The following is a 22,073-nucleotide window of genomic DNA, read 5'->3' as shown; positions in this document are numbered from 1 at the left end:
GCATATACGCACACAGTTCTCGAGGGCCGTCGGTGAACGTTGCCTGTTCTCCGGCGATGCTCGCGTGGTGCCGGGGGAACGCACGCAGGCGTTCTCATCGAGGATCGGTCCGATCCGGCAGCAAGCCAGCATACTTCGGGATGGCGGCAAGTCGCGTATGTATGTAACAGTCCGGTCCTTGAGGGCACCCGGAGTCGAACGTGCACATGAAGATGAGAGGTATCCCTTTATGGGGCTGGTCGGCCGCGGCGGCGCTGTACTTTGGCGTCGCAGCGGTCGCCGTCGAATTCGTGTGGGAGCGCGCGATCGACGCGCTGACAGAGGTCGGTGCCCACCGGCTCGCCCTGTACGCTGCCGATCTGCAGAGCGAACTGGTCAGGCACGAGATGATGCCCGCAATCGTCGCGCGCCAGGAGAGCGTGCGGGCATTGTTGAGCGCGGCGTCCCCCGCACCGCCGGAACTGCTGCAAACCGTCAATACTTACCTCGAGGCAGTGAATCGCGAAGCCGGCAGCGTCGCCGTGGACGTCATCGACCTGCACGGGTCGGTCATTGCAGCGAGTAACTGGAATCAGCCGGTAAGCTTCATTGGCACCAACGTAGCGTACCGGCCGTATTTCAGGGACGCGCTGGCACGCGGCTCGGGCCGGTTTTTCGGCATCGGCACCAATACGGGCATACCCGGTCTGTATTTCGCGAGCGCGGTGCACGACGGCACAGTGCCAATCGGCGTAACGGCGGTCAAGGTCAGTCTCGATGCGCTCGAATCTGCATGGCGAACGCCGGCTGAAGCAGCCATGGTGGTCGACGGCAATGGCGTAATCGTCATTTCGACGGTGCCTGGGTGGAAATTCATGGCGCTCCGATCCGTCACGGCGGAGCAGCAGCGCCAGATCCGGGCATCGCGACAGTACGCGGGCCGCACGGTTCAGGCGCTGCCCCATCGCCGTCTTGGCGACTGGAGTTCCATGGCCTGGTTCGCGCGCTTTCCCGATTGGACCCACCCCAACCATGACAGGCGCTATCTGGTAGTGACGCGACCAGCGCCTCAGGGTGACGAATCGATCATGGTCCTGCTAGACGTCGCCGGAGCGCGGCGTCAGCAGTTCATCGCGCTCGCGTTTGTCACGGGCGGCTTCCTGATCGCGGGACTCTACTGTCTCTACGCGATCCAGCGTCGGCGTGCGATCACCGAAAAGCTCAAGGCACAAGGCGCGTTGCGCAGCGCCAACGACCGGCTGGAGGTCACGGTTCGGCAACGCACGGCAGCATTGACACAGGCCAACGAAAGCATGCAGCAGGAGATCGAGGAACGCACGCGCGCGGAGCAGGAGTTGGTCGAATCGCGCGAGCAGTTACGCGAACTGTCCGCGCACATGGAGGCTATCCGGGAAGAAGAACGCAAGCGCATTGCGTTGGAAATTCACGACGAACTGGGCCAGTTGCTGACGGCATTGAAGATGGACGTTGCTCTGCTGAAGATGCGGCTTGGCGATAACCCCGACGCGAAACAGAAGGCGGACGACATGCGCGAACTCGTCGAGAAAACGATCTGGATGGTCCGCAATGTCGCGAACCATCTGCGGCCGGCGGCGCTGAACTTCGGGATCGTTTCGGCACTCGAGTGGCTGGTCGAGGGCTTCGGCCGGCGCAACGGCATTCCGTGCCAGTTGCGCATCAATGGCGGCGAGCCGGTGCTGCCTGAGGCCTGCGCAACCGCGGTGTTCCGGATTGTGCAGGCTTCGCTGACCAACGTTTTGCGTCATGCGGGTGCGAGCCGTGCCGACGTCACGCTGACCAGCACCGCGACGGCACTCGACCTCTGTGTCAGCGACGATGGCCGCGGTTTCGATCCGGCGACGGCGTACAGCGGCAATTCGTACGGCCTGCTCGGCATGCGGGAACGCGCGCGCCTGATCGGCGGGTCGATGACAATCGACAGTGCACCCGGCACGGGCACAGCCATTTCGTTACGCATTCCGCTGACGGCGGGGGCAGACAATGATCAAGAGGAATGAAAGGTACACGCGCGGCTGTATATCGTGTGTCTTACGGTCCGGATGGAACAGAAAACCGGGCGTTGCGGGTTAACGCCGACGATTTCGCAGCCGCACAGAAAGCTGGCAGAAGGCATCCGGTTTCTATAATCCATTGCAAATCGTCCAGAAAAGCGCCGCTCCTTGGAGAGCGGCGTCACGCCGCAGGTTGACAGTAGCTCATCGACCATACGGCAGCAGCGGGGAGCAATGAGTGGACATGCCATTTACCCACGATGCCCCCACGGTGCCGGAATCACTCCCTGGCGCAGGCCTGCAATCAACGCGACGTGTGGAGACAGCGATGAAAGATACCGAAATCGAGCGGTGGCCATTTGCGGTCCTCATCTGCGTCTGTCTTGGAGGCCTGATGTTGAGGGCGTATGCGTTCGGGCAATACGCTTCCCCGCCTGATGGTGCGGTAGCTCTTACATGTAGCGACCTGCTGGTCTTTCTCGGCGGTGTTGGCAGTGCCGGGCTTCTTTGTATCAGGCTCTTCGGTCCCGCAAGGGTTGAGAGCACGCTTTTCTGGGTGTTCCTCGCGGGGATCATCGGCGCTGCGATCCTCTTTTGCCGGGGGACATGAAGGAGGAAATCGAGATGGCTTACATCATTCATTGACACGGGATCTAGCGATGACTGAAGGCGGAATGTCTTTCCCCAGAGGCGCAACGCCCTGCGATGATTACTTTGCACCAGGGCGCATGATGCGCTGTGATCTTCAGATGGATTTCGCATCCATCGACGATTTCGCCTGAGCGCCGAAGCCACCACCAGGATCCATTGAACAGAATGGCGGGAGCGCATTCCGACGCTTCGCTGCAACGCAGCCGCCAGCCTTCAACCGCGAGGAGACACTTCGTGCAAGCCACTTCACACACCTCACCGCCCGCACCGCCGCCGGCGCAACAACTGGCAGTCAAACCGCGCTTCTGGCCCGAAGGCTGGTGGAAGCTGATGGAATACCGGATAGGCATCATTCCGCTGCCCGTCTACGTGATTCTGCTTGCGCTGATTGCAGGCTTCGCGGTCACCGGCAAGGTGCCCGGCGAGATATCGATGGCCATCGCAGTATTGGCCTTCTTCGGCTTCACCTGCGCCGAGCTCGGCAAGCGCCTGCCAATCGTGCGCAACATCGGCGCCGCCGCCATTTTCGCGACCTTCATTCCGTCCGCGCTAAGCTACTACCACCTGTTGCCCAAACCGATCCTTACGCTCACGACGGATTTCACGAAGTCGACCAATTTTCTGTACCTGTTCATTGCGTCGATCATCGTGGGCAGCATTCTGAGCATGGACCGGCGCGTACTGATCCAGGGCTTCATCAAGATCTTCATTCCGCTCGCGCTCGGCTCCGTCGCGGCCGGTATCGTCGGCACGCTCGTGGGTATGGCGCTCGGACTCGGTGCGCACCATACGTTCTTTTATATCGTGGCACCGATCATGGCGGGCGGCGTCGGGGAAGGCGCGATCCCGTTGTCTGTCGGCTATTCGGAGATCCTTCACTTGCCGCAGGGCGACCTGTTTGCGCAGGTCCTGCCGCCGGTAATGCTCGGCAGTCTCACGGCGATCGTATTCTCCGGCCTGCTGGACAGGGTCGGAAAGCGGTTTCCTCATCTCACCGGCGAAGGGCGGCTGCAAGTTGGCGAGGAAGACGCAATGGATCCGGTGCAGGAGGAAATACGCGGACATGTGGACGTCACGCACATCGCGGCGGCGGGCATTACCGCGATCACGTTATACCTGCTCGGGCTGATGTGCCGGAACCTGTTCGGGCTGCCCGCGCCGGTCGCCATGCTGTTTCTCGCGGTGCTGGTCAAACTCGCCCGGGCAGTGTCTCCGCCACTTCAGGAGGGGGCTTTCGTCGTCTACAAGTTCTTCTCGACTGCGGTTACCTATCCGCTGCTCTTCGCGATCGGCGTGGCAATGACACCTTGGGACAAACTGATGGCCGCGTTCACCATCGCCAACATCGTGACCATCGTGGCCACGGTGGCAACCCTGATGGGCACCGGATTCCTGGTGGGTCGCCGGTTGAAGATGTACCCGATCGATACGGCGATCGTAAACGCGTGCCACAGCGGTCAGGGCGGCACGGGCGACGTTGCCATCCTGACGGCAGCCAATCGTATGCAACTGATGCCATTCGCTCAGATCGCCACGCGAATCGGCGGCGCAATTATCGTCACGCTGACGTTGATCGTGCTTGCACACATTGGATGATTCTCAATCTCTGGTTGTCGCGCCGGATGCGGGTCGATTCGACGCGCATCCGACGGTTCGTGGCTCCACTGGAATCATTCGTCGAAGCTCTCGAACGGAACTGGCTAGCGGGTCGAGAACACCGAGACGCCGCCGTTGGGAAAGTCGGTCGCGCCGCCTTGGAACGGCACATACACCTGTCCACGCGTGCTGTCGATGGCGACAGAATGCGCGCCTGTGCCGACTGGAATCTTGAAGAGCAACTGCCGTGACGCGCCATCTATCACCGCCATCTGCGGACTGAAGCCCGACTCGGCAGCAATTCCGCTCGACACGTAGTGCCGGGCAGGCAGGAAATAGCGGTTGGACGCCGGATCATAGCCAACCTGGTCCACACCGCCAAATGGCAGGCTGGCCCGAATCTCGCCGCTCGTGCGGTCCAGAATGAGCGTGATGAGGGGATCGCCGGCTGACGGATCGCATCCAACGAGCACGTCGTTATTCGGCCCGAGTACGATTCCCGTCGGTGCGCATTTGCCCAGCGCAAACGACTTGCCGACAGATGGATTTCCCGCTGCTGCGGAACTGGCGGCGATGACATCGAGCTCGCCGTCGGGATTGGCGGTGGTCCCATCGTTGTTGATCAGAAAGCTCTTCGAGGCAGGATCATAGGTGCATGCTTCGAGCCCGGATGAACCGTTGAAGGGAAGTGTCACCACGACCTTCTGGGTCAACGTGGAAACAAACGTGACGAAAGGCGGCGATTCTCCAGGGCTCGCATACATCACGAGATGATCATCCGGATCGTAACAGCCCTCATCGACGCGCGATCCGGACGTGTTGATGGCAATGGTGTTGACCGTCTTTCGCGCAGCGGTATCGATCACTTTGACAGAGCCGACGTCACCCACATAAATCGTGCTCGTGCCGGTGATGCCCACGATTCCGTCGGGACCCGACTCGTTTGTCGTTGCGCCGGCACCAGTGAACGGTCCGGGGATCTGCGCGACCAGCGTGTTCGATTTTGTATCGACGACATCCACTGCCTTGTTGTTGCGGTCGGCGAGAAAGTACGTTCCCGCTTCAACGTAGCCGATGTCGAAACTGAACGACGGGCTTGAGGCATTCGGCACGGCGATATTCGCCACGAGCTTCGGCACAGTGGGGCCGCTGACGTTATCTCCGCCGCCGCAGCCGGTCAACGCGGCCATTCCGAGCAAGATCGAGGTCATCAGGTGCTTTTCCATCCAGTCGTCTCCTTTCCGTTTATTGACCTGACAGCTCATTCATTAAGGAATCTTAAGAAATGGTAGTGAGGGGTCGGCAGTACGCTTCACACAATGGCTTTGCAATGGTGAATCGGAAAGTAAAACTTATTTATGGTCTGCATTGAGCGAACGCTATAGTTGTAAACGATCTGAAGCCTGCCTGAGCGCGCGATGAAGGCGCGGGTATTCCGTAGTGACGCGCTCTCGTGGATTTCCCTTGGAGTGCGTCAGGCACTTTGGATAGTCGGTGCAAGATCCCGCGCAACCTGTACAAAGCTGCGCGAGCCGCGACGTCGTCTTCCAGGGATCGGTTATCCGTGGGAATATGCACCGGCCGCCGCATGTGCATCGACCGGTCGCCATGGCTCAACTGGCACCGACCGCAATAGGCACGACACGGCGGGTACAGCCATTCACCTAAAAGCGCTCGCCATCGAACTCCGGCAGCGTACGCGTTCCTTCAGTAGCGACCGAGTGCAGCAGTTCAGGATCCAGATCGAGCAAACGCAGGATCGTCGGCGCAACCTGGGTGGTCAGCACACGCTCGCCGTTGGTCCGTCCAGCGTGACGGCCGTGAGGCACATAAACCACGAGACCGAGATGGCTGTCGTCGGGGGCGTTGCCGCCGTGTTCTTCGTCCTTGGTCTTGCTCGATGTATAGATGACCCCCGGGTTCGGCTGGACGACGATGTCAGGCGTGCGGCCGCGGGCAGGTTCACCGAATCGGTCGTTCAACCGCGGGCCGTACAGAATGTATGCCTGCGGGCCGTCCGCGCAAATGCCGGGTGCGTTGCAGTTCAGGTTGTCTTTCAGGGTCTTCACGACCGCAGGCAGTTGGCTCTGATCGCGCAACCAGATCAGGCCGATGTCATCGGTCTGCACGAAACCCGTACCGACGAGCCCGGTTCCATCATTGAGGTTGCCGCTCTTCGTACTGTTCTGCCCGAAGTTGCCGTTCGGATCCAGATAGTTGCTTGCTTCAAGGAGTTTCGAGAGTGTATCGCCGTTCTTCACCAGCATTGAATGGTCGGTCGGGGACTGCCCATGCTTCGCGGTGACGATGATCGCCGTCGACGAATAAAGGTTGCGCTGCTTGAGTTCGGACACGATGCGACCCAACGCGTTATCCAGATAAGCAATTGCGTTGGCTACCTGCGGACCAGGCGTGAAGCTCGCATCCAGATAGCCGCCACCCGTCGCAACCGCTGCTTTCTGGGCGACGCTCAATGTCTGGAAGTTGGTTCCAAACACCGTGGGCGCGTCGGCGCTGGATTGACCTGTCGAATCCTTGCTGTCAATTTCATTGATCAACGACTGCACATGCAGATTATCGAACTGTTCCGTGTGCGTATAGACGTCGGTGTAGCTCGTATTGGTAGCGGGATCAATCGAATTGATCTCGGTGCGCGAAAGATCGTCGACGCCTGTGCCGGACGGTCCATTCAGCCAGTCGTAGCCCCACGCATGTTTGTTCGCCCAGGCGGTGCGAGCGCCTTTCACGTGGCCTTTGACCACTTCGAAAATCGTGTTGGTCTTTACGTAATTGTGCGGATACACTGGCGTACAGACTCCGTTGATCAACGCGTGAGGAATTGCTTGCGGATTGAACGCGCCACCACCGTCGAGATGCGTCAGTGCACCGCCGTTTTCGCCATCGATGCCAGTGGTCTCGTCGAATACGACGTTCCAGCCTTGCTTGCCGGTGCAATTGCTATCGGACGGTGCGAACAGTGTGCGGTCATAGGACACGTCGTAGAACAGGCCCGTGGATTTGGGCGAGCCGCCGGTGACGAGCGCGGCGAGGCCCGGAAACGAATCGGAAAGACCCGGCGTGTGCGCGTTGGTGTAGGTCGTACCCGACCTGGCCAGCAATGCAAGATTCGGGCACGCATTCGAACCGACGCAGCGTGCGACATCCTGCTCATGCAAACCATCGAAGCTGATCAACAACACATGCTTCACTGACTCAAGCTCGTGATCATGTACGTCGAACGCCGCTGCGCCCGCCGAGTACAGCCCGGCAAGCAAGGCAACGCTTACGCTAACGGCGCTTTGCGTACGAGGCTTCCACATCTTGATCGTCTTCATTTCCTATCCTTTTATAGTTCGCCACGGAATATCCGGTAATCCGGGAATGAATGTGCAGTGGAATTGAGTCGTCCGGATGAATCGACGCTTTCGATTGCATAACCCGCCAACGCTAGAAACAAAGAAAAGAAGCCGGGTTTCGCTTCCATGCGCTGCACGACAAGATCCATCGAGAAGATGTGTTGGCGCACGCGTACGCCAGGTGCCGCGCGAACAGCGTTGGCCGCTGAGCGGCGCGCGATTGCGGACGGAGCCTGGCAAGCGCTCGCAGGATCGAGCGAAGGCCTGGCGCCCTATCAGTAACAGGACTGACGATTATTACCCCGATTCTTTGTGCTCCATTCATCGAATCAGTAGCAGCCAGTCCGCTGCAGCCTTGGCGCTTGATCCCCTGCCGATGTACCACTTCGTCTGGAAACGACGTACAGTCGAGCCGGATCGCGGGTTTCGGGTTCCCAGGCGCGTCCTCGCACTACCACGCGGTGCCGGCCTCGCGGGGCTAATGTACCCACGATCAAAGGTGGCGACACTGTCGGTAACAGGAATGGAAGAGAACAGCGGGTCGGCTTACGTTGGTCGTCGAGGCTCGGATGTGTGCGAGGTGAGGAGCAATGTATCGGGACCCCCCAAAGCGTATGGCGATATTCTGGCGGCGCCTGGCCTTGCCAGGTTGGGTGGTCCTCGTCGCCTGGTACGGGACGCCCACGGCATGCGCTCGTCGATGAGCCGGCGCGGTGATCGCTGGGACGTTTGATATTACAACAGTGCTCGATACATTGCTGCGCAGCAGAATAGCGGTAGTCTAAAGGCGGAGCGTCGGCAATCGTTCGCCCCACGGTCGCAATGTGACAGGAGAATTGACAGGAGAACGCACCATGACGACTTCCCAGGCTTACGGGCCAATCGCCCCTGTATTGCATGTCTTCGAGCAAGCCGGAGGCTGGCATTGGGGTATCACCATCCCGCGTGCACGGGGGAGCGGATTCAAGCTCATTGCTTTCAGTGAGAAAACCTTCCTGACTGAGAACGCCGCCCGCAGGGACGGGCGTCAAGCGCTGGTCAACCTGGCGGGTAGTGGCACATGCGGCCCACTCGTCACCGAGTCCGCAGGAGAACAACTCTTGTAAGGCCGCTATGCGAAAATCAAAAACCGCCCCTATCGGTCAGGAAGTGACAGCCATGGGCCAGCCTCATACGAACCTTACGGCACCGCTCCTTACCGTCGACTCGACACTATGGTTTTCGGCCTACGCTTTCGGTTGGGGATACTGCGCCTTTGCGCTTCCTGCTGAAACGGTTTGTGAAAAACTCGGCGCTGTGAACGAGACCCCGAAACAATTGATGCTTGCCTTCGAGCTTGGCAAGCGCCGGCTTTTGCAGACTGTGGAGCAGAAAGCGTTGCCGGGTACGGGCGAGCGGATAATGCTTTCGACCGACGATCTCTGACGGCGGACTAACGTGCCGCTGCCTCATGATATTGCGACACCAGGTTCGCGACGCGCGACTGCAAACTTCCGCTGAGGCGTGCAGAGCTGACATTTGACTGTCCGTCTAAATACGCCGACGAGAGGCGGAAGGTGGCCGAGGCTGTGTGAAAACACAAAACTACTCGGTTTTCGGGTGTCGTTTTACCCTTCCCAAGTCACTGCCAAGCCAACACAGCGCGATCTGAAGGGTCGATTTCTTTGAGAACCTTATTCAACGTGCGTTTTCACACAGCCTCGGCCGGAGACTGACCGCACTTTTGAGGACAGTGCTCCCTAGCACTTCGCCGCGACCATAGCTCCGGTCTCGATATCGATGTAATGCTCCAACCAGTTCCTCGGGTCTCCCAAATAGATATTCGAGAGTTGGGGTAATCGAAATCATTCAACTGGTTTTGCGGTTGAAAATTGATGACGTGAACGGCACACCGGCCTGGCGAAGAACCTGAGTGCCAGACAGGCTTTTCGCAGCCGACCCACTGTGAAGGATCGTCAGGCGCGAATCTCATCGTGGCGCGGGGAGCAATCCCCACAACGACGCCGAATAGATTTAAGCAAGCCGACTCTCCATCGAAGATCAGGGTTGCAAAAATGGGGTGGACCATAGATTTGGCACATTGATGCCGTTCGGTTCTGGAGGCCCTCAATCATGCCCAGCTCCCCGAAGGGAGGGCGGTGACCATTCCGTCTCGACACCGAGACGGCCGGGGCGCCGCCCTGGCTGCCTCCGAATCTCCAGATAGCATCGGCAACGAGCGTTCGCTGCGCCCGAGCCGCGTTCTTCACCGGAGTATCACTTCAGTCTAGCGAGTGCGAAACACAGCGACAGCAGCGCGCAGCTGCTGAGCCTGATCTTCTAACGACCCGGCGGCGGCCGCGGCCTCCTCAACGAGGGCCGCATTCTGCTGCGTGATCTGGTCCATCTGGGCAATGGCCTGATTCACCTGCTCAATGCCGCGAGTCTGCTCGTGCGACGCTGCCGCGATCTCGCCCATGATGTCAGTTAAGCGCTGGATCGCCGACCCGACGTTCTGCATGGTTTCGACGAGGTCGGCAGCACCATCCTTGCGCGCAAAAACGAACTCGGTAAGCTGCTGGCACGCGAGGAAGGAAAAACGCTCGCCGAAGCAGTCGGCGAAGTGGGACGCGCCGGACAGATTTTCAAATTTTTCGCGGGCGAGGCATTGCGGGTCGGCGGCGAGATCGTGCCGTCCGTTCGCCCGGGACTGACGCTTGAAGTCACACGCGAACCGCTGGGCGTCATCGGTCTGATTACGCCGTGGAACTTCCCGATCGCTATTCCCGCCTGGAAGATCGCGGCTGCACTCGCGTATGGAAACTGCGTCGTCATCAAGCCGGCGGAACTCGTGCCGGGCAGCGTATGGGAACTCGTCCGGATCGTCGCCGAAAGCGGTGCACCCGCGGGCGTAATCAACCTCGTCATGGGCACGGGTTCGATCGTCGGCGAAACACTCGTCACATCAGCTGACGTGGATGCCATCAGCTTCACGGGCTCGGTTGCGACCGGCCAGGCGATCGCCGCGAAATGCGTCGCCACCGGGAAGAAGTTCCAGTTCGAGATGGGTGGCAAGAACCCGATGGTAGTGCTCGACGATGCGGATCTGGACGTCGCGGTCGAGGCCTGCATCAACGGCGCCTTCTACTCCACCGGCCAGCGTTGTACCGCATCGAGCCGCCTGATCGTGACGGGCGGCATCCACGACCGTTTCGTCGAGGCCATGCAGGCGCGCAGGCGCAGTCTCAGGATTGGTAACGCGCTGGACGCGGCGACGCAGATCGGTCCCGTTGTCGATGCCAAACAGCTGGAACAGGACGAGCGTTATATCGAACTCGCACGCACCGAAGGTGGTTCGGTGTTTGGCGGTGGACGTGCTACCTCGGCAACCGAAGGATTCTTCCTGGCGCCGGCTCTCGTGACCAACACGACGTCGACGATGACGATCAACAGGGAGGAAGTGTTCGGTCCAATCGCTTCCGTCATCAAGGTCGCGCATTACGAGGAAGCGCTTGCCGTAGCCAACGACTCACCATTCGGCCTTTCCGCCGGCATCTGCACCACGTCGCTGGCATATGCGAGCCATTTCAAGCGCCACATACAGGCCGGCATGGTGATGATCAATACGCCGACAGCGGGCGTCGATTACCACGTTCCGTTCGGCGGGCGCAAAGGTTCGAGCCTGGGTCCGCGTGAACAAGGCACCTATGCGCGCGAGTTCTATACGACTGTGAAAACCGCTTACATCGCTCCTGGAAATGTTTGAGGAAGCGGTGAAATAGCGCGAACCGGCAGTATCAAGGAGGTGCTCGAGTTCTCGCTGCACTCACCACGACTGCACGGTAACCGGCTGCCCGTCAGCCGGTTACCCGCCAGTTAACATGCGCAAACAAGCAGTTCTAGCGAGAACACATTCGACGGCGGCAGGTTACGAAGTGGATGTCCGCGTTGAAGGTCCGTTGACCGGTATGGAGCAGCCACTTGAATGACGATCTTTGCGCAACCGCGAAAGGCTGTTTATGGCCGCGCGCTGCCTCATGCAAAAGGCATGCGCACTTGAACCTCGCAAGCCTGTGATCGGCAGCACGCGACCCACTGCCGCCGGTCGCGCCGTCGAGCACTCAAGGGCAGCTAACGGAGTGGTCTGAACCGCCCCGGATTTTGTGGAGGCTCCAACTCTTGAGAGTGATTCATCGGGTTTTTGCCCGACCCCGAAGGATGAAGCGCACGACTGCTGCAGGCGGATCTGGGAAGGAATACGATCATGAGGCAGCGGTGGTCGAGGTCGGCCCATTATCTGGTGCACTGAGCCCGTTTGAGAGTTGGACCCGCAACCCTGCGAGCACCCCGAATTGTGACCGAGGGCACATGTTGCCCTGCCGGAGCACGCTTACCAGAATCCGATAACGAGGGTTGTCGCCGCTGCCATTCTCTATCTTGCAGGAGGGCAGCATGCAGGTACTCTATCCGCGCTGTGCAGGACTGGACATCCATAAGGACATCATCGTCGCCTGCGTCCGTTGTGTGTCTGCGCCAGCGCATCATGAAGTGCAGAGCTTCTGCAGTACCACGAAGGGGTTGCTGGCGCTGTCGGACTGGCTGGCCGCCCATGGCTGTTCCCACGTGGCCATGGAAGCCACCGGCGTTTACTGGAAACCAGTGTGGCACGTGCTCGAGGGCTCCTTCGAACTCGTGCTGGGCAACGCTGCGCATATCCGGAACGTGCCGGGCCGTAAAACCGATGTGAATGACGCGACGTGGATCGCGGACCTGCTCGCACATGGGCTGATCCGCTCAAGCTTCGTTCCGCCTGCGGCGATCCAGGAGTTACGTGATCTGACACGCACACGCAAACAACTGACGCGTGAGATCGCCCAGCATTGTCTGCGTATCCAGAAGCTGCTCGAGGATGCCAATCTCAAACTGGGCAGCGTCCTTTCTGACGTACTTGGCGGCAGCGGGCGCGCGATCCTGAAGGCTATCATCTCGGGCGAGAACAATCCGGTGCTGCTCGCGGCACTTGCGCAAGGTCACGCGCGCAAGAAGACGGGTGAACTACGCGAAGCATTGCGCGGACGCATAACGTCCCATCACCGTACGATGCTCGCGCTCCATTTGCAGCTCATCGACGCCCTTGAGCACGCGCTGACTGATCTGGATGCGGCGGTGGGACTCGCGCTGACGCCAATCCGGCAGCACGTTCAACTGCTGAAAACCATTCCCGGCGTCGGTGACCTGACCGCCCGGGTCCTGGTGGCCGAGATTGGCGTCGACATGATGCGCTTTCCCGATTCCGCTCACCTCATATCGTGGGCTGGACTGTGTCCCCGCAATGACGAGAGCGCCGGTAAGCGCCGCAGTACGCGCGTTCGCAAGAGCGGCACATGGCTCAAGACGGCACTCGTGACTGCCGCATGGGCCGCAGTACGTACGAAGAACAGCTACCTGTTCGCCCAGTTTACTCGCATCAAGGCGCGGCGCGGCTCAAAGAAGGCAATCATCGCAGTGGCTGCATCAATGCTCACGGCAGCGTGGCACTTGCTTCGTAATGGAGTGGAATATGCAGATCTCGGTGCAGACTATTTCGCCCGGCATGACATGCAGAACACCGTCAAGCGATTGCTAAAACGCCTCACGGATCTTGGATATCCGGTGCAGCCAGCTTCTCCGTCATAAGGGCTTCTTACCAGAATGGAGCCATGAACAAGAAGGTAACCACGTTTTCCCCGGAAGTCCGGGAGCGCGCAGTGCGCCTGGTGCGCGAGCAGCGTAGCGAACATCCGTCGATGTGGGCGGCGGTCGAATCGATTGCGCCGATGATCGGCTGCACACCGCAGACACTGCACGAGTGGGTCAAGCGCGACCAGGTCGACCACGGTGAGCGCGATGGCGTGAGCTCAGACGAGCGCGAGCGCCTCAAGGCCCTGGAGCGCGAAGTCAAGGAGTTGCGTCGTGCCAACGAGATTCTCAAGGTCGCGAGCGCGTTTTTCGCCCAGGCGGAACTCGACCGCCGTTTCAAGTCCTGAAGGCCTTTATCGATCAGCATCGCGACACCTTCGGGGTCGAGCCGATCTGCAAGGTCTTGCGGATTGCCCCGTCGGGCTACCGACGCCATGCCGCGCAGCTTCGTGATCCGTCGCGGCGCTCTGTTCGCGCAATCCGCGATGAACGTCTGCGGCCGGAGATCGAGCGTGTGTGGCGGGCCAACATGCAGGTCTACGGCGCCGATAAAGTCTGGAAGCAGATGAACCGGGAGCGTATCGCGGTGGCGCGCTGCACGGTCGAACGGTTGATGAAGCAACTGGGTTTGCGCGGCGTGATGCGAGGCAAGCGTGTTCGCACGACTGTTCCTGATGCCATAGCCCCGCGCCCACTCGATCGGGTCAATCGCCAGTTCAAGGCGGCACGGCCAAACCAGCTCTGGGTTTCGGATTTCACCTACGTTTCGACGTGGCAGGGCTGGCTGTACGTGGCCTTCGTGATCGACGTGTTCGCTCGCCGTATTGTCGGCCGGCGCGTCAGCACCTCGATGACCACTGACTTCGTTCTGGATGCACTTGAACAGGCGCTTTACGCGCGACGCCCGGGCGACGACGGGACCTTGATACACCATTCGGACAGAGGGTCCCAATACGTCAGCATTCGCTATAGCGAACGGCTGGCCGAAGCGGGCATCGAACCGTCGGTCGGCAGCCGGGGCGACAACTATGACAACGCCTTGGCTGAAACGATCAACGGCTTGTACAAGGCTGAACTGATTCATCGCCGCGCCTGGAAAACGCGGGAATCCGTTGAACTGGCAACGCTGGAGTGGGTGGCCTGGTTCAATCATCATCGATTGATGGGACCCCTCGGCTATATCCCGCCCGCCGAAGCTGAGGCAAACTACTATCGGCAACTTGAAACAGCTGCCGCTGAACCCGTATTAACTTAAACCAACCAGCCTCCACGATTCCCGGGGCGGTTCAGTCCGGTCAATCAAGCCCGAGTCATTGGGACAATAGTTCGGCCTTTGCCGACATTCGAGTGTCGGCGTTCGTCAGGCGGCTACGGATCGCCTTCCTGTCATTCGCATGTCGGCGCTGCGAATGACCGGTCTCACCGCAAGCGGATGCGTACTTGCGGCCCAAACCGGTCAAGCGAAGTCCCAGCCGGAATGCCATAAAACAGTAGGTCGCGAACCTGTGGCGTGCGACGCCTCTCGCCTCGCCTCCCTTACCACACTGTTCGAACGAGCGTCTCAATGAGCTGGCGTTGAGGATGCTCGACGCCCTGAAGCCCGTCGAGCATGCAACCCTCACGCAGCCTTAGCAAAGCACCAGGATTTTCCACCGCTTACGGATGCCGCGCCACTGCGTACACTGATCAGAAATGATCTGGCTGAACTTCCTCAATACGAAGCGTGCGGAGGCAAACGTGACTTTGCAACAACTGGAGACGTTTTTCTGGACGGTAACGCTAGGCAGTTTTTCGGCGGCTGCCGAGAGGTTGTATGCTACACAGTCCGCAGTGTCCATGCGGGTGCGCGAACTCGAGCGCACGCTTGGCGTTGAGCTATTCGATCGTACCCACAGAACGGCACGGCTCACGCCGAGGGGACGAGAGCTGATGGAATACGCCAGCCGAATTCTCGATTTGTCGACAGAACTCGAGCATCGCATCGCTGCGCCGGAATCGATGTTCGGCACGGTGCGTTTTGGTGTCGCCGAAGTCATTACGACAACGTGGTTGCCTGAACTGATACGCACCATCGCGGAGCGCTATCCCAACGTACGCCTTGAAATTGAGGAGGCGCTCACAGCAGAGCTCATGGAAAGCCTTGCGCAAGCCGAACTTGAGCTTGTCCTTGCGCCCGGTCACTCGCGTGCGCAAGAGCTCTCGACGTTGTCGCTCGGCGCGGTTGCCTTCGAGTGGATGGCGAGCCCTGCGTTGGGGCTTGAGGATCGCGTATACGGCCCGGCAGAGCTGGCGGGCTACCCGATCATCGGGATGAAGCCGAAGTCATTTCACTATTCGGCGATCGAGGACTGGTTCCAGAATGAACATGTGCGCGGCCGTTATCTCGCGCGCTGCAAAAGCGTAGCAGTGGCGGCTTCAATGACGATGGCTGGTATGGGCGTCGCGTACCTGCCAGCAAAACATTACGCGGGCGAAATAGAAAGTGGCAGGCTTAAAATCGTCACAACGTCTCCACGACTCGAACCTGTCCAGTTTGTCGCCGTTTTCCCCCAGGGACACTCCTTCTCGCTGGCCCGGACTGTGGCTGAACTCGCCCGCGAGGTGAGCACTTTCGACAGACAATAGGTGTCCGCAATATGTTGCATTGCGTCAAATAAGTTCAAGAAAGTTGATGTATGCACTCGAAAATTACTCGCTTGTCCTTATAAGTCGACGCCTCTACTCTTTCTCTAAAGCAACGGCGCGCTGATCGACACGATCCGAGCCACCGAAGTTGCCATCCAGAGCAGCATATGGAGGAAGACATGAATGCAATCACTCTGCACGAAGCCCCACTCGTGCGCCAGGATTCTATTGCGCCCTCGAAACTGCAGGTGCGCGTGCAGTCCGTCTCCTATCTGGCGGACGACATCAATGCGTTCGAATTTGTTAGCGTGGACAGCGACACGTTACCTGCGTTTACCCCGGGTTCGCATATTGACGTTCATTTACCCGACGGCGCGATTCGCCAGTATTCGCTGTGCAATCCATCCACAGAGCGTCATCGTTATGTGATTGCCGTGCTGCGTGATCCGCTCGGCCGAGGCGGATCAGTGGCGATGCACGATGTGTTACGAGCCGGGCAGATCGTCACTGTGTCCGCGCCCCGTAATCATTTTGCATTGTCGAATTCAGCCACCCGACATATCTTCATCGCTGGCGGGATTGGAATCACACCGCTCATGTCGATGGTCGCCGAAGTTCAGCGTCGCGGCGAAGCATTTCATCTGCACTATTGCGCCCGCACGCCGCAACGAACCGCTTTCACGCGTGAATTGTGCGGTCTTGTTGCCAGCGGGCTAGCGTCGATCCACTACGACAACGGCGACCCCAGCAAGGGACTCGATCTGAAGGCGACTCTGCAAAGCCGTCCAGATGGTGCGCATTTGTACTACTGCGGCCCAGCAGGACTCATGGACGCTATCGAAGCGGCAAGCGGACACTGGCCGCGCGACGCTGTCCATTGCGAGCGTTTCTCCGCATCGGGCTCGCCGGTGCGGACAGCTGGCGACGATCCCGACACGCCGTTCGAAGTCGAACTGGCGCGCTCGAAGAAGCGCCTTACCGTGCATCCGGGTGAGACGATCGTCGATGCGCTGAAACTGCAAGGAGTCGAAGTCGACACCTCGTGCTGCGAAGGCTATTGCGGCACATGCATGACCCGCTATCTCTCGGGTGACCCACTTCACCGCGACTCGGTGCTCGATGAAGACGATCGGGAAGAATTCATCATGATCTGCTGCAGTCGTGCAAAGAGCGTGTCAATTGTTCTAGACCTTTAGTTCAGCGCTTCTGGTTCTTCACATTCAGCCGGCGCAGTGCAATGCGCCTGCTCAAAAAAATCCACTGGAGACGGTTTTATCATGAGCACATTCGAATATGTTAAGGATTGCTGGTATCCCATTGGTTTCTCATCCGAGTTTCCCGAGGGTGAATTGCAAGGGCACAAGATAGTCGGACGGCCGGTCGTAATGTGGCGCTCCGATAAAGGTGAAGTCGTCGCGTTCGACGACCGTTGCTGCCATAAGCGCTTCCCGCTCTCGCAGAGCAAACTGCTCGACGGCGGACGTTTGGAGTGTGCATACCACGGATTGTGCTACGACACGAGCGGACAATGTATTGCGATTCCTTCCCAGCCGGATAAGGCGATTCCTTCGCAAGCGCGTCTCAGCGTGGTCCCGGTGACGGAACAGGACGGCGTAGTGTGGATCTGGCCGGGCAACCCCGCAGCGGCGCAACGCGTGGCGCCACCGCGCACGCCGGAGATTCTTGAGCCTGCGAATCTTTCGATCGGTTCTCCAGGCCCACTGCACGTGCCCGCCAATTATCTTCTGCTGATCGAAAACCTGCTCGACATCACACATTTCTATCCATTGCACGACGGCAATATCGGCGACAAGGAGAACAGCAAGATTCCGGTGGAACTGGAAGAAGGCGAAAGCGAAGGATATACGTATGTAAAAACCACCCGACACGTCGACAGCTACCAGCAACCGCCGTATCTGAAGGAATGGTTTCTGTACGACACGGTAGAGCGGATTCATACGCATTGCATGGTGACCCCGGGACTCACGCGAGTCGTGATGCGCGTTGCGCCGCCAGGTGAACTCGGAACAGACAAGGAGCGCGGATACACACTGTTGCATCTCCATTTGCCGGTCGACGAGCGCAATCTGGTCTGGCGTTGGTCCGTGTCGTGCAAGAACTGGCACAGAACCTTGAGCGACCCGACGATGCCAACGGCGCAACGCGTCGCGGAAATGTTCCCGGAAGTTGTCGCACAGGATCAGTGGGCGCTGGAACGCCAGCAAACAATGATGGAGTTTCCGGACGACGGATATTCCGAACTCTTCCTCAAGACTGACAAGGCTTTGCGTCGCGCCCGCCAGATCCTGATGGGCCTTCAGCGTAAAGAGCGAGAGTTGCAGATCGTGCCAGCCGATAGACCGACCGCCGTCAAGGAGCCGGTCACGACCTGAATAGCTGTTTCACGTGGACGGCGTGGCGGGTGCCGGCTCCCGCCACGTGCGAGCGAACGTCCGGCGCACCATAAATATTTGGCTCAATGCCTGGAGACAAATCGTGAAAACTCATGAAACTTCGGCGCCGCTAGGCGTCGCATCGCCACCGTCATCGCATGGCCGGCGTGGGGGAAAGTCGTTGATGCAAAGGGCGGTTGGTTCGTGTGTGTACCTCTTCGAACGACTGATGCCCGATCCCTTCGTGATTGTTATCCTGCTGACCATCATGACCGCGTTATTCGCGATAGCGTTCGCGCCGAAAGCCACACCAGACGTAATTCTAAGCGGCTGGTACAAGGGGATTTTTGGCATCTTCACGTTTGCGTTCCAGATGGTGCTAGTGCTTGTGACCGGTTATGCGTTAGCGAGTGCCCCGATCATCAAGTCCGGTCTGGAACGCCTCAGCCGGCTTGCGGTCGGGCCGTGTTCGGCTGTCATTCTGGTGTTTACAGTCGGTGCAATTGCGACGTTCCTCAACTGGGGCTTCGGACTCGTGGTCGGCGCCATGCTCTCGAAGCAGGTGGCAAAGCACGTACGCGTGGACTTCGCCTGGCTCGTCGCAGCGGGCTACAGTTCCTGGGTGCTGTGGGCGTTCACCGGTATGTCCAGTTCGATCGCGTTGTCGATTGCTTCTCCGGGCAATCCTCTGAATCTGGTTGAGCACCATACGCACAGCGTCGTGCCTTTGTCTCATACGGTTTTTTCAACGTGGAATCTGCTGACTGGCTTTGCGGCGATGGTGCTAATCCCCGTCATCTTCATTCTGATGCGGCCCGCAGAGGGCGACATCATCGCGGCCGGGCAAGATGCGCTCGAAGCCGCTGACAAGACCCCTGATCTCGGCGACTCGTCGCGAGCAAACTCATTCGCCGGCATGCTCGAAGGCTCTCGTCTGTGTGCGTTGGTGTTCGTCGTGGCGGGCGCGGCGTACCTCGCCATTGAGTGGACGCGTCATGGCGTCAGCCTCGATATCAACACTGTGATTTTTATTTTTTTGCTGGCGGGCTTGTGTCTGCATGGAAGCCCACGTCGCTATGTCGGCGCGGTGACCGAGGCGGCAAAGGTGACCGGTCCGATGCTGCTTCAGTATCCGTTCTATGGCGGAATTATGGGAATCATGGCTGCAACGGGACTCGCGGAAGTGGTTGCCAATGCCTACATCCATGTCGCGTCGACGGCTACGCTGCCGTTCCTTAGCTATCTCGCGTCGGGGTTGATTACTTTGTTTATTCCGAGCGGCGGCGGCCACTGGGCGGTTCAAGGGCCTTTCACCATTCCTGCGGCCATGCATCTAGGCGCATCGTTGCCCGGCACGTCCATGGCGATCGCCGCTGGCGAGATGGCGGGCAGCCTGCTCCAACCATTCTGGGCGATTCCCGTAGTGGCAATCGCGGGCGTCGGCGTGCAGCGGGTGCTTGGCTTCACCCTGGTGATCTTTCTGACGGCCGGGAGCTTTGTCGGATTCGTCTATCTGTTCATCGTGCCGATTTTCGCCGGTACGTGATTCTGCGCACGAGCGCCTACTGACATTCCATGGGAATAGTAATGAATAACCAGCTCGCACTCGAGGGCGTGAGAGTCATCGAGATATGCAATGTGGCAGCGGGGCCGTTCTGCGGCATGCTGTTGGCCGACATGGGCGCAGACGTTGTCAAGATTGAGCATCCGGAAGGCGGGGACTCGTTGCGTTCATGGCCGCCGATCACGGATGGATTCAGCGAGAACTTCGCTTCTTTGAATCGCAACAAGCGTTCGATTACGTTGAACCTCAAAGACGCGGAAGACGTCAGTCTTGCCAAAGCGCTGATAGGTGACTCCGATGTGCTGATCGAAAACAACCGCCCAGGTGTTATGGACCGGTTAGGCCTTGGCTATGCCGCATTTGCAGGCATCAATCCTAGCCTGCTGTATTGCTCCATTTCTGCGTATGGACAGAGTGGGCCGCGATCTCAGGAAGGTGGTTTCGATCTGACCTTGCAGGCGATGAGCGGCATCATGAGTATCACTGGTGAGCCGGGCTGTGCGCCGGTCAAATGCGGTGTGCCCCTAGCCGATTTTTCTGCGGGTTTGTATGCCGCATTTTCGATTGCGGCTGAGTTGCGGCGCGTCGCGCAGTCGGGTCGGGGCTCGCATATCGACATCTCGATGCTTGGTGCGACGCTCGGCATTGCCGCGTTGCAGACGTCGGAGTATTTCGGCAGCGGTCGCGATCCGGTAAAAATGGGCTCGGCTCATCCGCGCAATGCGCCGTACCAGGTGTTTCGTTGCCGTGACGGCTACTTCGGCATGGCCGCCGGCAACAACGCTCTATGGGTCGCTGTATGCCGGGTGCTCGGTCATCCAGAGTGGACCGACGATGACCGCTTCACCACGCCGAGCCATCGCGCGCGTCATCAGGACCAGCTCAGACTCATGCTTGAGACAATCTTTGCCGACGAGCCCGCGCCATTCTGGCTCGAGCGGTTTCGAGCGGCCGGCGTGCCTTGTGCGCCGATCAACAATTATTCGGATGTGCTCGCCGATCCGCAGGTGGAGCACATGCAGTGGGTCCAGCCGCTCACGTTGCCCAACGGCGTCGAGACTCGTACTTTTGGATCGCCGATCAACCTGTCGGGGCACGGCTTGCCAATACGCCGTGCGCCGCCGGGGCTCGGCGAACATTCGGAAGAGATCATTGCCGGTATCACCGCGCGCCATGCAGTGGAGAAACAATGACGGACCAGCTCCAAATCGAGAGAAGCGCGCAATCCTGGGCGTTCACGTTGAACCGTCCCGACAAGATGAATGCGTTGAACTCGCCGCTTGTCGAAGCGCTGTTGCAGGGCGTGGGCGACGCGCATGCGAGTGGCGCCAGAATGCTCGTATTCCAGGGCGTGGGAAGGAACTTCAGTGCGGGCTTCGATCAGGGTGACCTAGATAGCCAGAGCGACGCAGACCTGCTATTGCGACTGGTGAGGGTCGAGACATTGCTTCATCTCGTGGCGTCGTCCCCCTGTCTGACGGTTGCGTTCGCCCATGGACGCAACTTCGGCGCGGGTGTCGATCTCTTTGCGGCATGCCGGCATCGTTATAGCGCGGCCGATGCGAGTTTCCGGATGCCCGGCTTGCGCTTTGGCCTTGTGCTGGGCACGCGGCGTTTTGGCGACGTCGTCGGCTATACAAAGGCTCGCGAAATTCTCGAACAGACCCGGCAGATGAGCGCAACGGAGGCGGCGGATATTGGCCTCGTCACGAGGCTGGTCGAAGCAGACGGACGCGCCGATGCAGTCGCCGAAGCGCTGCAGGTTGCCACACTGCTTGATCCGACGACGCAACAGCATCTGTATCGCGTACTGGAAAGGGAGCGGCCGGATCAGGATCTCGCCGATCTGGTTCGGTCCGCGTCGCGCCCCGGACTCAAATCGCGCATCCTCGCGTACATGAGCGAGCGCTAATGCGCCAGCTTTTTAAAGGTAACCAATGAAAACCAAAGCAGCTATCGCATGGAAAGCCGGCGCCCCGTTGACGATCGAAGAAGTGGATCTGGAAGGGCCGCGCGCCGGTGAAGTGCTGATCGAAGTGAAGGCGACGGGCATCTGCCACACCGACTACTACACGCTCTCCGGCGCCGATCCCGAAGGCATTTTCCCGGCGATTCTCGGCCATGAAGGCGCGGGCGTGATCGTCGATGTCGGTCCCGGCGTCGGCACGCTGAAGAAGGGCGATCACGTGATTCCGCTCTACACGCCGGAATGCCGCCA

The 22,073-nt window shown here is 59.5% G+C and carries 16 protein-coding genes, 2 pseudogenes and 1 other annotated feature; of the genes and pseudogenes, 15 read left to right on the top strand and 3 right to left on the bottom strand.

Annotated features, from left to right (window positions below):
• The first annotated feature begins 206 nt into the window (after positions 1–206).
• The 3 genes from BUE39_RS35705 (at position 207) to BUE39_RS28435 (ending at position 4,259) form a co-directional block, all read left to right on the top strand.
• The gene (locus BUE39_RS35705) at positions 207–2,018 is read left to right on the top strand and encodes a histidine kinase (RefSeq protein ID WP_073432000.1); all 1,812 of its coding nucleotides are present in this window, start codon (positions 207–209) and stop codon (positions 2,016–2,018) included.
• Positions 2,019–2,340: 322 nt separating this feature from the next.
• Positions 2,341–2,622: a hypothetical protein gene (locus tag BUE39_RS28440; protein WP_073431999.1), complete on the top strand. Its 282-nt coding sequence runs from the start codon at positions 2,341–2,343 to the stop codon at positions 2,620–2,622.
• Between the two features lie 275 nt (positions 2,623–2,897).
• Positions 2,898–4,259 carry a 2-hydroxycarboxylate transporter family protein gene (locus BUE39_RS28435; RefSeq protein ID WP_073432020.1) on the top strand — a complete coding sequence of 454 codons (1,362 nt, stop codon included), beginning with the start codon at positions 2,898–2,900 and terminating at the stop codon, positions 4,257–4,259.
• Between the two features lie 104 nt (positions 4,260–4,363).
• Here BUE39_RS28435 and BUE39_RS28430 read toward each other — a convergent pair whose 3' ends face one another.
• Together BUE39_RS28430 and BUE39_RS28425 are read right to left on the bottom strand one after the other, a co-directional pair.
• Positions 4,364–5,485 (bottom strand): YncE family protein, encoded by a 1,122-nt coding sequence (locus tag BUE39_RS28430; protein WP_073431998.1) that lies wholly within the window; start codon positions 5,483–5,485, stop codon positions 4,364–4,366.
• Between the two features lie 438 nt (positions 5,486–5,923).
• Complete coding sequence (locus tag BUE39_RS28425) at positions 5,924–7,594, bottom strand: alkaline phosphatase family protein (protein ID WP_073431997.1); 1,671 nt, start codon at positions 7,592–7,594, stop codon at positions 5,924–5,926.
• A gap of 875 nt (positions 7,595–8,469) precedes the next feature.
• On the opposite strand from BUE39_RS28425, the gene BUE39_RS28420 reads away from it, so the two are divergent.
• Together BUE39_RS28420 and BUE39_RS28415 are read left to right on the top strand one after the other, a co-directional pair.
• Positions 8,470–8,721 (top strand): hypothetical protein, encoded by a 252-nt coding sequence (locus BUE39_RS28420; RefSeq protein WP_073431996.1) that lies wholly within the window; start codon positions 8,470–8,472, stop codon positions 8,719–8,721.
• A gap of 52 nt (positions 8,722–8,773) precedes the next feature.
• Positions 8,774–9,040: a hypothetical protein gene (locus BUE39_RS28415; RefSeq protein ID WP_073431995.1), complete on the top strand. Its 267-nt coding sequence runs from the start codon at positions 8,774–8,776 to the stop codon at positions 9,038–9,040.
• Positions 9,041–9,881: 841 nt separating this feature from the next.
• Here the strand turns inward: BUE39_RS28415 and BUE39_RS28410 are convergent.
• Positions 9,882–10,121: pseudogene (locus BUE39_RS28410) on the bottom strand (methyl-accepting chemotaxis protein); the annotation flags it as partial.
• Here BUE39_RS28410 and BUE39_RS28405 point away from each other — a divergent pair.
• The 10 genes and pseudogenes from BUE39_RS28405 to BUE39_RS28355 form a co-directional block, all read left to right on the top strand.
• A pseudogene (locus tag BUE39_RS28405) lies at positions 10,095–11,360 on the top strand (aldehyde dehydrogenase family protein); the annotation flags it as partial. The pseudogenes BUE39_RS28410 and BUE39_RS28405 overlap by 27 nt on opposite strands.
• A 686-nt stretch (positions 11,361–12,046) precedes the next feature.
• Positions 12,047–13,270 carry an IS110 family RNA-guided transposase gene (locus BUE39_RS28400; protein WP_073431994.1) on the top strand — a complete coding sequence of 408 codons (1,224 nt, stop codon included), beginning with the start codon at positions 12,047–12,049 and terminating at the stop codon, positions 13,268–13,270.
• A gap of 23 nt (positions 13,271–13,293) precedes the next feature.
• Positions 13,294–14,528 (top strand): IS3 family transposase gene (locus tag BUE39_RS28390; RefSeq protein WP_090518841.1). Its coding sequence is split into 2 segments (ribosomal slippage): positions 13,294–13,585 and positions 13,585–14,528, totalling 1,236 coding nucleotides; the frame shifts between segments, so codons are not numbered across the junction.
• Positions 13,575–13,691 (top strand) — a sequence feature (AL1L pseudoknot). Its footprint overlaps the gene before it by 117 nt.
• Positions 14,529–14,965: 437 nt before the next feature.
• Entirely contained in the window at positions 14,966–15,898 is a 933-nt protein-coding gene (locus BUE39_RS28385) for a LysR family transcriptional regulator (protein WP_073431992.1), read from the top strand.
• Between the two features lie 179 nt (positions 15,899–16,077).
• On the top strand, positions 16,078–17,094 hold the full coding sequence (locus BUE39_RS28380) for a PDR/VanB family oxidoreductase (protein WP_084561509.1): 1,017 nt from the start codon (positions 16,078–16,080) through the stop codon (positions 17,092–17,094).
• An 81-nt stretch (positions 17,095–17,175) separates the two neighbouring features.
• Positions 17,176–18,291: an aromatic ring-hydroxylating dioxygenase subunit alpha gene (locus BUE39_RS28375; protein ID WP_073431991.1), complete on the top strand. Its 1,116-nt coding sequence runs from the start codon at positions 17,176–17,178 to the stop codon at positions 18,289–18,291.
• Between the two features lie 184 nt (positions 18,292–18,475).
• On the top strand, positions 18,476–19,837 hold the full coding sequence (locus tag BUE39_RS28370; protein ID WP_073431990.1) for a short-chain fatty acid transporter: 1,362 nt from the start codon (positions 18,476–18,478) through the stop codon (positions 19,835–19,837).
• A gap of 41 nt (positions 19,838–19,878) precedes the next feature.
• Positions 19,879–21,048, top strand: coding sequence for a CaiB/BaiF CoA transferase family protein (locus BUE39_RS28365; protein WP_073431989.1), 1,170 nt, complete (start codon positions 19,879–19,881; stop codon positions 21,046–21,048).
• Positions 21,045–21,767 (top strand): enoyl-CoA hydratase/isomerase family protein, encoded by a 723-nt coding sequence (locus tag BUE39_RS28360; RefSeq protein ID WP_073431988.1) that lies wholly within the window; start codon positions 21,045–21,047, stop codon positions 21,765–21,767. The genes BUE39_RS28365 and BUE39_RS28360 overlap by 4 nt, the downstream gene beginning before the upstream one ends.
• 25 nt (positions 21,768–21,792) lie before the next feature.
• Positions 21,793–22,073 (top strand): alcohol dehydrogenase catalytic domain-containing protein (locus tag BUE39_RS28355; protein ID WP_159442563.1); only part of this gene is annotated, 281 nt, incomplete at its 3' end.

Source organism: Paraburkholderia terricola (assembly GCF_900142195.1).
Lineage (GTDB): Bacteria > Pseudomonadota > Gammaproteobacteria > Burkholderiales > Burkholderiaceae > Paraburkholderia > Paraburkholderia terricola.
This window is presented reverse-complemented; position numbering and strand designations above follow the sequence as displayed.

Bases quoted from the DNA above. Each gene is read 5' to 3' on its own strand.
- BUE39_RS35705 (WP_073432000.1), top strand. From the start codon at position 207: ATGAAGATGAGAGGTATCCCTTTATGGGGCTGGTCGGCCGCGGCGGCG.
- BUE39_RS28440 (WP_073431999.1), top strand. From the start codon at position 2,341: ATGAAAGATACCGAAATCGAGCGGTGGCCATTTGCGGTCCTCATCTGC.
- BUE39_RS28430 (WP_073431998.1), bottom strand. From the start codon at position 5,485: ATGGAAAAGCACCTGATGACCTCGATCTTGCTCGGAATGGCCGCGTTG.
- BUE39_RS28425 (WP_073431997.1), bottom strand. From the start codon at position 7,594: ATGAAGACGATCAAGATGTGGAAGCCTCGTACGCAAAGCGCCGTTAGC.
- BUE39_RS28420 (WP_073431996.1), top strand. From the start codon at position 8,470: ATGACGACTTCCCAGGCTTACGGGCCAATCGCCCCTGTATTGCATGTC.
- BUE39_RS28415 (WP_073431995.1), top strand. From the start codon at position 8,774: ATGGGCCAGCCTCATACGAACCTTACGGCACCGCTCCTTACCGTCGAC.
- BUE39_RS28400 (WP_073431994.1), top strand. From the start codon at position 12,047: ATGCAGGTACTCTATCCGCGCTGTGCAGGACTGGACATCCATAAGGAC.
- BUE39_RS28385 (WP_073431992.1), top strand. From the start codon at position 14,966: ATGATCTGGCTGAACTTCCTCAATACGAAGCGTGCGGAGGCAAACGTG.
- BUE39_RS28380 (WP_084561509.1), top strand. From the start codon at position 16,078: ATGAATGCAATCACTCTGCACGAAGCCCCACTCGTGCGCCAGGATTCT.
- BUE39_RS28375 (WP_073431991.1), top strand. From the start codon at position 17,176: ATGAGCACATTCGAATATGTTAAGGATTGCTGGTATCCCATTGGTTTC.
- BUE39_RS28370 (WP_073431990.1), top strand. From the start codon at position 18,476: ATGCAAAGGGCGGTTGGTTCGTGTGTGTACCTCTTCGAACGACTGATG.
- BUE39_RS28365 (WP_073431989.1), top strand. From the start codon at position 19,879: ATGAATAACCAGCTCGCACTCGAGGGCGTGAGAGTCATCGAGATATGC.
- BUE39_RS28360 (WP_073431988.1), top strand. From the start codon at position 21,045: ATGACGGACCAGCTCCAAATCGAGAGAAGCGCGCAATCCTGGGCGTTC.